Origin of the sequence: Snodgrassella sp. ESL0324 (assembly GCF_013344955.1) — a bacterium.
GTDB lineage: Bacteria > Pseudomonadota > Gammaproteobacteria > Burkholderiales > Neisseriaceae > Snodgrassella > Snodgrassella alvi.
This window is the reverse complement of the sequence record NZ_JAAEDS010000012.1, coordinates 420,847-435,704: the sequence shown is the minus strand read 5'-3', so window position 1 is coordinate 435,704 and position 14,858 is coordinate 420,847. Positions and strand designations below refer to the sequence as shown.

The window sequence follows — 14,858 nt, the reverse complement described above, 5'->3', positions numbered from 1 at the left end:
TTTATCTTGATTATATTGTAAAAATCAGCTTTTGCAGTATTTTTACAATAGTTGTTTGAAATTACTGGTGGTGTACGGCTGCTGCTCTTTTTTTGCTTTAAGAGCGGTAAGTAATGCCTGATAACGGCTGCGGGTCAGTGGATAACCAATGGCACACAGTGCAGCAATAATGCCGGCTAATGCATGAATCCATGTGTTTAATTCCAGAATAGCCTGTTGTGCCAGTGGTGGCTGAATAATGGTTTCCTGACCTGTGGATGATATATATCCATGTTTCTCCAGATAAAAACCAATAAACCAAATGGCCAGTGCACTACCGAATTTTTGTAAGAATGACATCAGGGCTGTAATTGCTCCTTCTCTTCGTTTGTTGTTAATAAAATCATCCAGCTCACTAATGTCGTACATCATGGAATAATATATAGTCCAAAAATAACTATTACCAAGTTGCAGCAGAATTAAAAAAATTATCAGCATAGTTCTGTTAGGAAATCCGCAAAAAAAGAATACGCCTGTGCCTATTGAGCTGATGAGCATAGACAGATAATAGACATTTCTTTTATCAAATTTCTGCGCGGTATAATTAACAGCGGGAAGCCAGGCAAGAGCCAGTAAGCTGTAAATCAAAAAACAGATCGCAGCATCTTTTTCGCTGTATGCCATGTTGTTTAAGAATAAATAATATAAGGCTCCGGTACTGAGCGCGTAAGCAGCCGACCAGAAAAAAACTGATGCGCCAAGAAATTTACTTGATGAAAGACGCCAGATTTCAATCATATTACTGATAACTTCGCGAATAAAAGCCAGAAGCCGGTATCTGCTGTGTATTCGGCTTGTTTTATGCCGGACAGGCAGTTCATAACCACGTGTCAGAAACCAGCAGGTGAGTCCGCTCAGTAAAGTCAGAACAGCAAATATCACACTCACGCCGTGCCAGCCGCTGCTGACACTGAATCCATGATCTACAATCCATTTAACAATCAGCGGCGGAGCGGAAGAAGATACAAGAACGGCTGCATTAAGTGCATAACCCGCCCATACCCGAAGCGAAGTACGTTCATCAAAGTTATTGGTCATTTCTGCACCTAAAGTGTAGAAAGGTATGACGTAAATTTTGTAAGCAGACCAGAACAGAATGGCAATTATGGTGAAATAAACCGTTTTCTGATTGGTGCTGAGAGATGAAATATCAGTATAGAGCAGTAACAATAGCAGGGTATATGGCAGAATAGCTGCCAGCATTAATGGTCTGCGCCGCCCCCAGTGTGAACAGATATTATCTGAAAACTGACCGACCAGCGGATCAGCTACAGCATCCCAGATAACAGCAATCAGAACAATGGTACCTGCCTGAGCAGCAGGAATGCTGGCAACGTTTGTCAGAAAAAAAAGATAAAAAACATAAAAAAGATTATAGGCAAGTGAATCAGCCATTTGTCCGATGGCATACCCCAGTTTAACGTGTAAGGGTAATTTATTGAATGTGTGAGGAGTGACAGGCCGGCGAGTATGCATGATTCATCCTGATAAAAACTATATCAATTGGCATTGCAATATGCATTGCATAAAAATTTTTGCTTCAGATGCTGGCCTGATATCAAATTATTTTTTGAACGTGCTGATTGATTAAATGCCAGCTGATTGATAAGTAGTTTTGTGTTTACCTGGATGTAATCAGGTTTTATTACAGCTAATCGATAATCCGAAAATTAAAGAGTAAGCGTGGGTAAATCATACGGTAAATTGAAGTTAAATAAAAATAAATTTTTACAATTGTTGCTAATTTGTCTGGTTTTCAGGCTAAAAAACTAATTTTATTCAGTCAGAAATTTATTTAGCGGCCAGATATGCATGCGTATCAAAGCCAGCGTTAGCCTATCATGAAAGAAAAATTAATGGTTTTATGATAGGGTTTTGCCTTTGACCGGTGTAGTCTGGATAATGGCAACAGTTATTTACATAGCAGAGGGGAGTCAATGAGTATATTTGCAGTATTAGGTAATCCTGTAGCGCATAGTCGTTCTCCGCAAATTCATCAGGCTTTTGCTGCACAGCACGGTCAAAAGTTAATTTATGAGCGGCGTCTGATTGCTTTAGATGATTTTGCTGTACAAGCCAGAGAATTTTTTAAAGCCGGCGGAACCGGAGCTAATGTTACTGTGCCTTTTAAGCATGAGGCTTATATTCTGGCTGATGTGCTGACTGAAAGGGCTAAAGCAGCAAAAGCTGTTAATACTTTATTCTGGCGCAACGGACAGTTGCTGGGAGACAATACTGACGGTATCGGTCTGGTGCGGGCAATTGAAGAATTATTGTCTTTTTCTCTGAGTAATAAACATATATTACTGCTGGGAGCGGGTGGAGCAGCGTGTGGTGTCATTCAGCCGCTTTTGCAGCAACTGCCGGCTTCACTGACCATTGCTAACCGCTCAGCAGAAAAAGCGCAGCTGCTTGCTCAGGAGCATAATGTAAACTGGTGTGCGGTAACGCAGATAAAACCGGAATATGATGTCATTATCAATGCTACCTCAGGTAGTTTACACGGGCAGAAATTGCCTGTGTCCGCGCCTGTACTGGCCAGAGCGCAACTGGTTTACGATATGATGTATTCGGCAAAGCTAACCCCTTTTTTGCTTCAGGCTCATGAAGCAGGGTGCCGGAATCTGGCTGATGGTCTTGGTATGCTGGTAGCACAGGCAGCAGCATCATATGCATTGTGGCATGGTTTTAATCCTGATATCCGGCCGGTAACCGAGCAGATACGTAAAGAAATGGAACGGTCATGAAAATCGTGCGTAATTTGTTAATTGTGCTCGTTACGCTGTTTTTGCTGTTTAATGTTTATATTTATGGCAGTCTGTTAATCTATCGGACAGTGGCGCCGCACCGCACCATGTTTATGTTATTACGTATGCATGAGCTGGCTGAAACCCGTCCGGATACGCAGTTGAATTATCAGTGGGTAGCTTACAACCGTATTTCGCCAAATCTGAAAAAAGCGCTGATTGCCTCAGAAGATGCGCGTTTTGCTGAACATGATGGTTTTGACTGGAATGGTATCCGTACGGCAATCAAAAAAAATGAACGTCAGGGTAATATTAAGGCTGGCGGGTCAACCATCAGCCAGCAGCTGGCTAAAAATCTGTTTTTATCTGAAAGTCGCAGTTACTGGCGTAAAGCAGAAGAAGCAGTGATTACTTCGCTGCTTGAAGCTACAACCAATAAAGACCGGATTTTTGCGCTATATCTGAATGTTATTGAGTGGGGATATGGGGTATACGGTGCCGAAGCGGCCAGTGAAACGATTTATGGACGAACCGCCATGCAGTTGTCTCCGCAACAGGCAGCCAAACTCGCTGCGCGTGTACCCAGACCGCTTTATTACATTGATCATCCGCGAGATAAAGAAATTCGCCGTAAAGCCAACGTTATTTTACGGCGAATGGGTTCTGCACAATTGCCGGATAATGACCAGTAACTGCAAGGAGTATTGGTTAATTAGTCACTCCGGATTAACCGCGTCGGCGTAAATCTTCTACTTCATCCAGTAATTGCAGAATCAGTGCAGTGGCACTCGCGCTGGCATCAAAATCACGATGAATACGCCATGCACGGCGGGCAATAGCCATATGATAGCCACTATAGCGCGCCAATTGCGGTTCCTGTTCAACAGGTATAACGCTTTCAGCAATCAGGCTTAATATCCAGTTACTCTGATTGTCACAGGCACGAACCAGATCATCAAAGCTTAATTCAATATCTTGTTGATTTTTATTCATTCTTCGCTCCTGTTATCAAACATGATTCTGGGGTTTAAAACCGGCGTAATGCGTGGCAAGTGCCTGCCATGCGGCACGGTCTGCTTCGTTACTGGCTTGTGGCAGCACAATATTAATTAGCAGATACAAATCACCGGCTGCTTTTGCCGGTATACCTTTACCCTTCAGGCGCATTTTCTGCCCGTTGTGGCTGTTGGCAGGAATATTGACACTCAGTTTGCCGGCAGGAGTAGTAATATCTGTTTTACCGCCTAATGCAGCAGTCCAGGGAGCGACGTTGATACGCTGGTAAACATCTTTACGGTTCTGGACATATAAATTATCCTGATTACGGAAACTGATTTTTAAATATAAATCTCCGGATGAACCGCCGTTAAAACCAGGTAATCCCTGACCGCTAAGCCGGATTTGCTGACCTTCAGTAATCCCTGCCGGAATTTTTACATTGAGTGTTTTACGCTCATAAGTCATTTGCCCCTGAGCATTCAGTGTAGGCATATCCAAAGATAAATTACGCTGTGCTCCCTGATAGGCTGCGGCTATATCAATAACCAGCTCAGCATGCTGATCTTCTCCGCCTACCGGACCGCTTCGGCGTTGTTGAAAGCCTTGTCTTGCACTGCTCCCGAAAGCAGAGAACAAATCGTCAAAACGAAAATCGCCATTGCCAAAAGGCCCATTCTGGCCAAAGTGACTCGGGTCAAAATCATACTGCTGATAACTGTAATCACCCTGGTTGCCTCCAGCCTGCCGGCCGCTATGCCGGAACGGATTGTCCAGCATTTCATCATATTCAGCCCGCTTTTCCTTATCATGTAAGGTTTCATAAGCAATATTGATTTCACTAGTTTTGGCTACGGCATCAGGATCTTTACTTACGTCTGGATGATATTTGCGAACCAGTTTACGATAGGCTTTTTTGATATCGTCTTCGCTGGCCTTTCGATCAACACCCAGAATTTCATAATAATTGCGTTCAGCCATATTTTATCCTTTGCTGAAATTTCTATTCGTTTTCAAAATACTATTTAAATCAAAATAAGGTCAAATGATTAAGATTTAAAGTGCTTATTTTAGGTAGTAAAAACAATTAATAAAATGTATATTTGTGTTTTAATTATAGATAAATAAAAATGAAATAATTAATTCTTGAAGTCTGAAAGAAATTAAAAATTTGATTTAATAATACGGTAAAGAAAAATTGAAATAATGCTGATAATATTATTATATTAATGAAATTAGAAATCGAGTTTGAAAATAATAGAAAGTGAAATAATTTTATGGTATTAACCTATGATAATAAATTAATATTAAGCCATGAACTGGATTCTAAAAGACAAATTTGAGATGTAAAATTTAGAAAATTTCATTTGTCTGAGTAAAACGATATTAATAACCTGATTTTGGTTTGGTTGTTTAAAGCAGCGAATAAACAAATATGATTGTCTAATAATATAGTTTGTATTAAATAAAATTTAATTATTAACAAATGTTAATTGATGTATAAAAATTTAGAATAAATTTTAATCCTGAATTTATTTATAAAAAATAGTTTTTGTTAATGATAATTACGTATTTGGTATTACTATAACTTATTATATTTACTTTTGTTTTATCCAATTACCTGTTCTTGGCATAGTAAAAATCATTTACCAGGATCTGATAAACTATTTTGTGATGATTTGTTTACTTGTTTTAAATCAGAAAATTGGTGTAAAAATACATTGCTGTTTAGGTATTACGCTGGTACGATTTGAACGTAAATACAGTATGTTGCATCACAATAATCTATGCTTTTATTCAATTAAGATTATGCATGTTTATTGTAAGTTGTTTGAATTTATATGTATTTCTTTTAATCAATTTGGTAAAGCATCTGGTTAATAAAGAAAATGATAAATGAAATGGCATCAACATAAAGTTTTTGGTTCATGACTCAATCCCAAATGAAAGAGGATATTGCTATGTCTGCTGACTTCCATGATCAAGATATCGATCCGATTGAAACCCAGGAATGGCTGGATTCACTCAGCTCGGTGCTGAAAGAAGAGGGACCTGAACGCGCGCATTATTTAATGGAAAGCCTAGTGCGCTATATCCGCCGCCGGGGCATTTATATGCCGTTCAGTGCCACAACAGCCTATCTGAATACTATTCCTGTTGGTAAAGAAAAAAAATCACCGGGTAATCATGAATTAGAGCACCGAATCCGATCACTGGTGCGCTGGAATGCAGCAGCACTGGTATTAAATGCCAGCAAAAAGAATCTTGAGCTGGGCGGGCACATTGCCAGCTTCCAGTCTTGTGCTACTTTATATGATGTTGGTTTCAATCACTTCTGGCATGGTAAAACAGATAATCAGGAAGGCGATCTGGTATTTTTCCAGGGTCATAGTGCACCTGGTTTCTATGCACGTGCATTTGTTGAAGGCCGTTTAACTGAAGAACAGATGAGTAATTTCCGTCAGGAAGTACATGGTAATGGTCTGTCTTCTTATCCTCATCCATGGCTAATGCCTGACTTCTGGCAGTTCCCGACAGTATCTATGGGGCTGGGACCAATTCAGGGTATTTATCAGGCCCGTTTGCTGAAATATCTGGAATCCCGTGGTCTGGCGAAAACTCAGGGCCGTAAAGTCTGGGTATTCTGTGGTGACGGTGAAATGGATGAGCCGGAAAGTCAGGGCGCAATTGCACTGGCTGCCCGTGATGGATTAGATAATCTGATTTTTGTTGTTAACTGTAACTTGCAGCGTCTGGACGGACCGGTACGCGGTAACGGTAAAATTATTCAGGAACTGGAAGGCAATTTCCGCGGTGCCGGCTGGAATGTACTGAAAGTAATCTGGGGCAGTAAGTGGGATGCACTGCTGGCTCAGGATAAAGATAATCTGCTGAAAAAACGCATGGAAGAATGTGTTGACGGTGATTATCAGATGTATAAATCACAGAATGGCGCATATGTGCGCGAACATTTCTTTAATACGCCTGAACTGAAAGCCATGGTGGCTAATATGTCAGACGATGAAATCTGGTCACTGAACCGCGGTGGTCACGATCCGCATAAGGTGTATGCCGCTTACTATGAAGCCGTTAATAATCCTGATGGCCGCCCGACTGTAATTCTGGCCAAAACCATTAAAGGTTATGGTATGGGTGCTTCTGGTGAGGCACAGAATACTGCTCACCAGGCTAAGAAAATGGATATGAAATCTTTGAAACAGTTCCGTGATCGTTTCCAGATTCCGGTAACTGATGAAGAGATGGAACATACTCTGCCATTCTTCCGTCTGCCTGAAGACAGTGAAGAAATGAAATACATGAAAGAGCGCCGTGCTCAGCTGGGTGGTTTCCTGCCTTACCGTCATCCTGATTCTGAGCAGCTGCCAATTCCGCCATTAAGTGAATTTGAAGCTCAGTTGCAGGATAGCGGTGACCGTGAATTCTCTACAACAATGGCCTTTGTACGTATTCTGAGTACACTGCTTAAAGATAAAAATATCGGTAAGCGGATTGTGCCGATTGTGCCGGATGAAAGCCGTACATTCGGTATGGAAGGTCTGTTCCGTCAGTATGCTATCTGGAATCCGAAAGGTCAGATTTATACCCCTCAGGATCACGACCAGCTAATGTTCTATAAAGAATCTAAAAATGGTCAGATTTTTCAGGAAGGTATTAATGAGCCGGGTGCAATGAGCTCATGGATTGCTGCTGCAACAAGCTATTCCAATAATGATTGCCCGCTAATCCCATTCTATATTTATTATTCAATGTTTGGTTTCCAGCGTATCGGCGATCTGGCCTGGGCTGCCGGTGATCAGCGTGCCCGCGGCTTTATGCTGGGTGGTACTTCCGGCCGTACAACTCTGAACGGTGAAGGCTTGCAGCATCAGGATGGTCACAGCCATATTCAGGCTGAGCTGATTCCGAACTGCATTTCCTATGACCCGTCTTTCTCATATGAAGTTGCTGTCATTATTCAGCATGGTCTGCAGCGCATGTATGTAGACCGTGAAGATGTGTTCTATTACATCACTCTGATGAACCAGAACTATAAACATCCGGCTATGCCGCAGCGTGAGGGAATCGAACAGCAGATTCTGAAAGGTATGTATCTGTTGCAGGAAGGTAGCAGCGGTAAACTGAAAGTGCAGTTAATGGGTTCCGGTGTTATTTTGCAGGAAGTGATTGCTGCAGCAGAATTGCTGAAACAGGATTTCGATGTTGATGCCAATATCTGGAGTGTGACTTCATTTAACGAACTGTACCGTGATGGTATTGATATCGAACGCTACAACCGTCTGCATCCGACCGATACTCAGAAAGTACCTTATGTGACTCAATTATTGTCTGGTCATGAAGGTCCGATTGTGGCTTCAACCGATTATGTACGTCACTTTGCTGACCGTATTCGTGCTTATGTACCACAGGATGTGTTCACAGTTCTGGGTACAGATGGCTTTGGTCGCAGTGATTCCCGTGACAATTTGCGTGAGTTCTTTGAAATCAACCGTTACCACGTGGCTGTAGCTGCTCTGAATGGTCTGGCTGATGAAGGCAAGATCAGTAAACAGGTGGTACAGGATGCCATCAATAAATATGGTATCAAGGCTGATGTAGAACCGAGCTGGGCACGTTAATAACCCAATGCCTGAAGTTCATTCGGATTTCAGGCAGGTTTTGCTGGCTGTGCAAGCTAATGATTGTCGGACGCAGGCTTAAGCCTGCTGTCATCAAAGGACATAATGATGAGTCAGATTGTAGAAATAAAAGTGCCTGATATCGGTAATTATACTGGTGTCGATGTTATTGACGTGGCGGTCAAAGTTGGCGATAGCATTGCGGTAGACGATACCCTGATTACGCTTGAAACAGATAAAGCCACTATGGACGTTCCTGCTGATAAGGCTGGTGTGGTGAAAGAAGTCCTGGTTAAAGTAGGTGATAAAGTATCTGAAGGTAATGTGATTGTGAAAGTAGAAACTTCTGCTGCTGCAAGTGCATCTTCATCTGCCGGTACCACTACTGAAGCTCCGGTTAAGGCAACAACTACCGAAGCAGCCGGTACAGCTGCTCAGTCTGTTGCTGTGAAAGTGCCGGATATCGGTAATTTCTCGAATGTTGATGTAATTGAAGTAGATATTAAGGTTGGTGATGATGTGGCTGTTGATCAGACACTGGTTACCCTGGAAACTGATAAAGCGACGATGGATGTACCGTCTACTGTTGCCGGTAAAGTAACGGCTGTACATGTAAAAGTAGGCGATAAAGTATCAGAAGGAAGTGCTCTGATTGAAGTGGCTGTTGCTCCGGCAAGTGCTGCTGCCGCACCGTTAACGCCGGAACAAAAAGAAGCTTCTGAAATCAAAAAACAGGTTGCTGCCACACCATCTGCAGAAAATAACGAATTACGTGCCGAAATCAAAAGCCATGTGCCTCAGGCTTTTGGCAGCTCTGATATTGATGAGAAGGGTTTTGAAAAAGCCCATGCCAGCCCGTCTGTACGCAAACTGGCTCGTGAACTTGGTGTAGATTTAGGACGTGTAAGTGGTAGTGGGCGTAAAGGACGCATTACTCCTGTTGATCTGCGTGAATTTGTTAAATCGGTTATGCAGAAGGTTGAGCAGGGTGGTAGCGGTGCCTCTCTCGGAGGTGGGCTGGATTTATTACCATGGCCTAAAGTAGATTTCAGCAAATTTGGTGAAATTGAAGTTAAAGAACTGTCACGAATCAAGAAAATCTCCGGTCAGAATCTGGCTCGTAACTGGGTAATGATTCCTCATGTTACTTTACATGAAGATGCAGACATGACAGATCTGGAGGCTTTCCGTAAACAGCTGAATAAAGAATGGGAGCGTGCAGGTATTAAAGTATCGCCGCTGGCTTTCATCATTCTGGCCTGCGTGAAAGCATTACAGGAATTCCCTGAATTTAATTCTTCGCTTGATGGTGATAACCTGATTCTGAAGAAATACATTCATATCGGCTTTGCCGCTGATACGCCGAATGGTCTGGTTGTGCCGGTTATTAAAAACGCTGACCAGAAAGGTCTGAAAGAAATCACGCAGGAACTGGCTGATATGAGTAAGCGTGCCCGTGAAGGCAAGCTGAAACCTCAGGAAATGCAAGGCGCTTCTTTCACCATTTCTTCTTTAGGCGGTATTGGCGGTACAGGCTTTACGCCTATTGTTAATGCACCGGAAGTGGCTATTCTGGGCGTTTGTAAATCACAGATCAAACCGACCTGGAATGGTAAGGAATTTGAGCCGCGCTTACAATGCCCGCTGTCTCTGTCTTTTGACCACCGTGTGATTGATGGTGCAGCCGGTATGCGTTTTCTGGTATTTATCAGCCAGCTGCTGGCTGATTTCCGCCGCGTATCTCTGTAAGTTTTTAAATAACAGGCTGCCTGAAAACAGATTGGTTTCTGGCAGCCTGTATACATGAAATACAGGCAATTACTGTTGTATCTGATGCAACAGTCAGGCAAAAGGTAAGACCATGAGCTTAATTGAATTGAAAGTACCGGATATCGGCAATTATAAAGATGTTGATATTATTGCGGTAGAAATCAAACCGGGCGATACCGTTGCGGTAGATGACACACTGATTACGCTGGAAACAGATAAGGCCACGATGGATGTACCGGCAGAAACAGCCGGTGTGGTGAAAGAGGTTAAAGTTAAAGTTGGTGATAAAATTTCTGAAGGTGGTGTGATTGCAGTAGTAGAAGCTGCAGCTAAACCGGCAGCAAGTGCTCCTGCGGCTGAAAGTTCACCGGTAGCAGCACCTCAGGCAGCCAGTTACTCCGGCAGCAGTGATGCTGAGTACGATGTTGTTGTACTTGGCGGCGGCCCGGGCGGATATTCTGCGGCTTTTGCCGCAGCTGATGAAGGTCTGAAAGTTGCCATCGTGGAACGTTATGCAACTTTGGGTGGTGTTTGTCTGAATGTCGGTTGCATTCCATCCAAAGCTTTACTGCATAATGCAGCTGTAATCGATGAGGTTAAAGAACTGAAAGCCAATGGCATTGAGTATCCGGCACCAAAAATCGATATCGACCAGTTGCGCAGCTACAAGGAAAAAGTAGTAGCGAGAATGACCGGCGGTCTGGCCGGCATGGCTAAAACCCGTAAAGTTGATATTATTCGCGGTAATGGTCGTTATATCGATCCGCATCATATTGAAGTCAAACTGACTTCAGGTGAAGGACGTGTTGAAACCGGTGAAACCAAAACACTGGCTTTTAAAAATACCATTATTGCTGCCGGCAGCCGCGTAGTTAATTTACCGTTTATTCCTGAAGATCCACGCATTGTTGATTCAACAGGCGCTCTGGCACTGAAATTTGTGCCGGAAAAAATGCTGATAATCGGCGGTGGTATTATTGGTCTGGAAATGGGTACAGTGTACAGCACACTGGGCGCACGTCTGGATGTAGTAGAAATGATGGATGGTCTGATGCAGGGTGCTGACCGCGATATGGTCAGAATCTGGCAGAAGAAAAACGAACATCGTTTTGATAATATCATGCTGAATACCAAAACCACAGCTGTTGAAGCTAAAGAAGATGGTATTTACGTGACATTTGAAGGCGCTAAAGCTCCGACACAGCCGCAACGCTATGATTTGGTTCTGGTTGCAGCCGGTCGTGCACCTAATGGCAAGCTGATAGGTGCAGAAAACGCCGGAGTGGCCGTTACAGATCGCGGGTTTATTAATGTTGATAAGCAGATGCGTACTAATGTACCGCATATTTTTGCCATTGGTGATATTGTGGGTCAGCCGATGCTAGCGCATAAAGCTGTACATGAAGCCCATGTGGCTGCTGAAAATTGTGCCGGTCATCAAGCGTATTTTGATGCACGTGTTATCCCTGGGGTGGCTTATACCAATCCAGAAGTTGCATGGGTAGGCATGACAGAAGATCAGGCGAAAAAAGATGGGGTGAAAATCACTAAATCCGTATTCCCCTGGGCTGCTTCCGGCCGTGCTGTAGCCAATGGTTGCAGTGAGGGTGCTACTAAGCTGATTTTTGACGCTGACAGCGGACTGATAATCGGCGGTGCAATTGTTGGTCCGAGTGCCGGCGATATGATTGGTGAAATCTGTCTGGCTATTGAAATGGGTTGTGATGCAGATGATATTGGTCGCACCATCCATCCTCATCCGACGCTGGGTGAATCAATAGGTATGGCGGCTGAAGTCGCTATGGGTACGTGTACTGACCTGCCACCACAGCGTAAAAAGTAAGAACTAAAATTCTTATGTCACAAGCTGTCCGGTTTTTCCGGACAGCTTTTTTATTGGACAAAAAAAGGTAAATTCGGAAATAATTGATTAAATCAGCTGGTTAAATTGAATAATATTTGCAAAAAAATATCAGTATCTGATACGTAAGTTACATTTAGACATTCCAGTACTGCGCTTATTCAGCTATTATCAAAATAAATATGCTGATAAATCACTATCCGTGTATTGCTGTGAGCTTATATTTTTATTAATCAGTATGAGTGTAATTGAATGAATATGAACAGCAAAACCTCTTCTGGTATTGCCCCCTGGATTATAGGCGGGTTGGTACTGCTGGCAACCATCAGTCTGTTTATAGGGCTAAAACCGATTCTAATGCCTTTTGCCGCAGCCGGAGTACTGGCTTACATTTTAAATCCGCTGGTAGTAAAACTTCACAGTCTAAAACTTTCCCGTTCACTGGCAGCAATGCTGGTGATGTTTCTGGGACTGAGTGTTATTGTGATTTTGCTGCTGATTGTGATACCGATGCTGATTAATTTGCTGGACAGTATATATGAGAAACTGCCTGCATTTCTTGATTGGGTGCATCACCGGCTTGTTCCATGGCTTAATCAGACATTTCATATCCGTATCCGCTGGGATGCGGATTATATGTCCAAGTATGTAGCACAATGGATTCAAACTCATAATGCCAGCATTAAAGACGCCGCTTCAAAAGTTTTACCTGTAGTATGGCAGCATAGCAGTGGTATGGTAGAGTGGGTGACCAATCTGCTGTTACTGCCTTTTCTTTTATATTATTTTCTGCTGGACTGGAATCGCTGGACCTCCGGTATCCGTCATCTGATTCCGCGCCGTGCCTTACCTACTTATAATCGTATCGCTACCAATATGGATACGGTACTGGGTGAATTCCTTCGTGGTGAACTGCTGGTAATGGTAATTATGGGTATGGTTTATGGTCTGGGGCTGGCATTGGTAGGGCTGGAATCCGGATTTGCTATAGGTATGGTTGCCGGTTTGCTGGTGTTTGTACCTTATCTGGGTGCTTTTACCGGTCTGCTGCTGGCCACGCTGGCAGCATTATTGCAGTTTAATGGCTGGACAGGACTATTACTTGTCTGGGGTGTATTTGCCATTGGTCAGTTTCTGGAAAGCTTCTTTGTCACTCCGAAAATTGTGGGCGACAGAATTGGTCTGTCGCCGTTCTGGGTTATTTTCTCATTAATGGCATTCGGGCAGTTACTTGGTTTTGTCGGTATGCTGCTGGCGTTACCACTGGCTGCAATATGTCTGGTATTGATTCGGGAAGGAACTCAGGCGTACTGGAGAAGTGATTATTTCCGCAAATTGCCGGAAAATAGCATAATCAAGGATGAAAAAACACAGCAGGACAGGTAATCCTGGCTACTTGTTTTTATATGTTGCCTGCTGAAAAAACAACACCGGTACTTGCATTTATGCTGTGAAGTCATTAAAATTCTGCGTTTCATGATTTGTATATGTATGTTAGGAGATATTGATGGCCAATAGTGCACAATCTCGTAAGCGCGCCCGTCAGGCACTGAAACAACGTGCCCATAACGCTAGCTTGCGTACCGCTTTTCGCACTGCGGTTAAAAAAGTATTGAAAGCCGTTGAAGCTGGTGACAAAGCAGCTGCTCAGGTTACCTACAGCGAGAGCGTTAAAGTGATTGATCGCATTGCTGATAAAGGTGTTTTCCATAAAAATAAAGCTGCACGTCATAAAAGCCGTCTGGCTGCCAAAATCAAGGCTATGGCTGCTTAAGCTGATTTTTGTCATTGCATGAGACGATTCTCATGATTGCTATTATCACAAGGCTGTTCCCATTGTGGGCAGCCTTATGTTCTATCTTTGCCTATTATAATCCTGCCGTTTTTATTCCTCTGAAATCTCATATCTCTGAAATGCTGATGCTGGTGATGCTATCCATGGGCATGACGCTGAGAATTGAGGATTTTACCCGGGTATTGAAGCGGCCGGCGCCTATTGCGGCAGGTATTGGTCTGCATTATCTGATTATGCCACTGGCGGCATGGCTGATTGCCAGATTGCTGAACATGTCGCCAGAATTGCAGGCAGGAATGGTGCTGGTAGGGTGTGTGGCCAGTGGTACTGCTTCGAATGTGATGGTGTTTTTATCCAAAGGTGATGTTGCATTGTCTGTCACAATCAGTGCCTTGTCTACTGTAGTGGGTATTTTTGCTACACCACTATTGGCAAAACTTTATATAGCTGCATCAATCGAAGTACCTGTCGTAACTATGCTCAGGGAAATTTTGCTGATTGTTGCCTTACCTATTGCTATAGGGGTAAGCATTAATTATTTTGTGCCGAAACTGGTAAAAAAACTTATACCTTCACTACCACTGATAACGATGTGTATGATTATTATTGTGCTATCAACTGTGGTGTCATTAAGCAGCGATAAAATCGGAATAAAAACGGTAATTGTTGTTGTTGGTGTGATTTTGCATAATGCTTTAGGGCTGATTGGCGGTTACTGGGGTGGACGGTTGTTTGGTTTTGATAAATCCATCTGTCGCACACTATCTCTGGAAGTAGGAATGCAGAATTCTGGTCTGGCAGCAGTATTGGGATCTGAATTTTTTGGTTCGATGGCTGCTTTACCGGGCGCAATATTTTCATTATGGCATAATATTTCCGGTTCATTTCTCGCCAGTTACTGGTCGGGAAAGCCTACAGGTACAAGTAACGACCATGTAAAACGTGAAGATGTCAGTTTACATTGATTAATTTGATATACTAAAAAAGCCCAGTTATTAGTCCGGGCTTTTTTT

General features: G+C 43.0%; 11 protein-coding genes. 8 read left to right on the top strand and 3 right to left on the bottom strand.

What is annotated here, in order from left to right:
- Nucleotides 1–42: 42 nt before the first annotated feature.
- On the bottom strand, nt 43–1,515 hold the full coding sequence (locus GYY70_RS04130) for an MFS transporter (protein WP_084547415.1): 1,473 nt from the start codon (nt 1,513–1,515) through the stop codon (nt 43–45).
- Nucleotides 1,516–1,976: 461 nt separating this feature from the next.
- On the opposite strand from GYY70_RS04130, the gene aroE reads away from it, so the two are divergent.
- The gene (gene aroE / locus GYY70_RS04125; RefSeq protein WP_174831373.1) at nt 1,977–2,786 is read left to right on the top strand and encodes a shikimate dehydrogenase; all 810 of its coding nucleotides are present in this window, start codon (nt 1,977–1,979) and stop codon (nt 2,784–2,786) included.
- Nucleotides 2,783–3,478: a monofunctional biosynthetic peptidoglycan transglycosylase gene (gene mtgA, locus GYY70_RS04120; protein WP_084547417.1), complete on the top strand. Its 696-nt coding sequence runs from the start codon at nt 2,783–2,785 to the stop codon at nt 3,476–3,478. The genes aroE and mtgA overlap by 4 nt, the downstream gene beginning before the upstream one ends.
- A 34-nt stretch (nt 3,479–3,512) precedes the next feature.
- Here mtgA and GYY70_RS04115 read toward each other — a convergent pair whose 3' ends face one another.
- Together GYY70_RS04115 and GYY70_RS04110 are read right to left on the bottom strand one after the other, a co-directional pair.
- Nucleotides 3,513–3,779, bottom strand: a complete 267-nt coding sequence (locus GYY70_RS04115) for a chaperone modulator CbpM (protein ID WP_078475325.1) — start codon at nt 3,777–3,779, stop codon at nt 3,513–3,515.
- Nucleotides 3,780–3,794: 15 nt separating this feature from the next.
- Complete coding sequence (locus tag GYY70_RS04110) at nt 3,795–4,763, bottom strand: DnaJ C-terminal domain-containing protein (protein WP_174831372.1); 969 nt, start codon at nt 4,761–4,763, stop codon at nt 3,795–3,797.
- A gap of 947 nt (nt 4,764–5,710) precedes the next feature.
- Here GYY70_RS04110 and aceE point away from each other — a divergent pair.
- From aceE to GYY70_RS04080, 6 genes are all read left to right on the top strand, one after another.
- Nucleotides 5,711–8,419, top strand: a complete 2,709-nt coding sequence (gene aceE, locus GYY70_RS04105; RefSeq protein ID WP_370521143.1) for a pyruvate dehydrogenase (acetyl-transferring), homodimeric type — start codon at nt 5,711–5,713, stop codon at nt 8,417–8,419.
- A 108-nt stretch (nt 8,420–8,527) separates the two neighbouring features.
- Nucleotides 8,528–10,168 (top strand): dihydrolipoyllysine-residue acetyltransferase, encoded by a 1,641-nt coding sequence (gene aceF, locus GYY70_RS04100; protein WP_078475322.1) that lies wholly within the window; start codon nt 8,528–8,530, stop codon nt 10,166–10,168.
- A gap of 112 nt (nt 10,169–10,280) precedes the next feature.
- A complete protein-coding gene (gene lpdA, locus GYY70_RS04095; RefSeq protein WP_174831371.1) occupies nt 10,281–12,032 on the top strand; it encodes a dihydrolipoyl dehydrogenase in 1,752 nt (583 codons plus the stop codon).
- A 276-nt stretch (nt 12,033–12,308) separates the two neighbouring features.
- Nucleotides 12,309–13,436: an AI-2E family transporter gene (locus GYY70_RS04090; protein WP_174831370.1), complete on the top strand. Its 1,128-nt coding sequence runs from the start codon at nt 12,309–12,311 to the stop codon at nt 13,434–13,436.
- Nucleotides 13,437–13,557: 121 nt separating this feature from the next.
- Entirely contained in the window at nt 13,558–13,824 is a 267-nt protein-coding gene (rpsT, locus tag GYY70_RS04085; protein WP_025330392.1) for a 30S ribosomal protein S20, read from the top strand.
- A gap of 32 nt (nt 13,825–13,856) precedes the next feature.
- The gene (locus tag GYY70_RS04080) at nt 13,857–14,810 is read left to right on the top strand and encodes a bile acid:sodium symporter family protein (protein WP_174831369.1); all 954 of its coding nucleotides are present in this window, start codon (nt 13,857–13,859) and stop codon (nt 14,808–14,810) included.
- Nucleotides 14,811–14,858: the final 48 nt, after the last annotated feature.

What these genes read in the sequence shown, in the direction of transcription:
- GYY70_RS04080 (WP_174831369.1), top strand. Translation starts at nt 13,857, where the DNA reads ATGATTGCTATTATCACAAGGCTGTTCCCATTGTGGGCAGCCTTATGT.
- GYY70_RS04110 (WP_174831372.1), bottom strand. Translation starts at nt 4,763, where the DNA reads ATGGCTGAACGCAATTATTATGAAATTCTGGGTGTTGATCGAAAGGCC.
- GYY70_RS04130 (WP_084547415.1), bottom strand. Translation starts at nt 1,515, where the DNA reads ATGCATACTCGCCGGCCTGTCACTCCTCACACATTCAATAAATTACCC.
- aceE (WP_370521143.1), top strand. Translation starts at nt 5,711, where the DNA reads ATGACTCAATCCCAAATGAAAGAGGATATTGCTATGTCTGCTGACTTC.
- GYY70_RS04090 (WP_174831370.1), top strand. Translation starts at nt 12,309, where the DNA reads ATGAACAGCAAAACCTCTTCTGGTATTGCCCCCTGGATTATAGGCGGG.
- rpsT (WP_025330392.1), top strand. Translation starts at nt 13,558, where the DNA reads ATGGCCAATAGTGCACAATCTCGTAAGCGCGCCCGTCAGGCACTGAAA.
- aceF (WP_078475322.1), top strand. Translation starts at nt 8,528, where the DNA reads ATGAGTCAGATTGTAGAAATAAAAGTGCCTGATATCGGTAATTATACT.
- lpdA (WP_174831371.1), top strand. Translation starts at nt 10,281, where the DNA reads ATGAGCTTAATTGAATTGAAAGTACCGGATATCGGCAATTATAAAGAT.
- aroE (WP_174831373.1), top strand. Translation starts at nt 1,977, where the DNA reads ATGAGTATATTTGCAGTATTAGGTAATCCTGTAGCGCATAGTCGTTCT.
- GYY70_RS04115 (WP_078475325.1), bottom strand. Translation starts at nt 3,779, where the DNA reads ATGAATAAAAATCAACAAGATATTGAATTAAGCTTTGATGATCTGGTT.
- mtgA (WP_084547417.1), top strand. Translation starts at nt 2,783, where the DNA reads ATGAAAATCGTGCGTAATTTGTTAATTGTGCTCGTTACGCTGTTTTTG.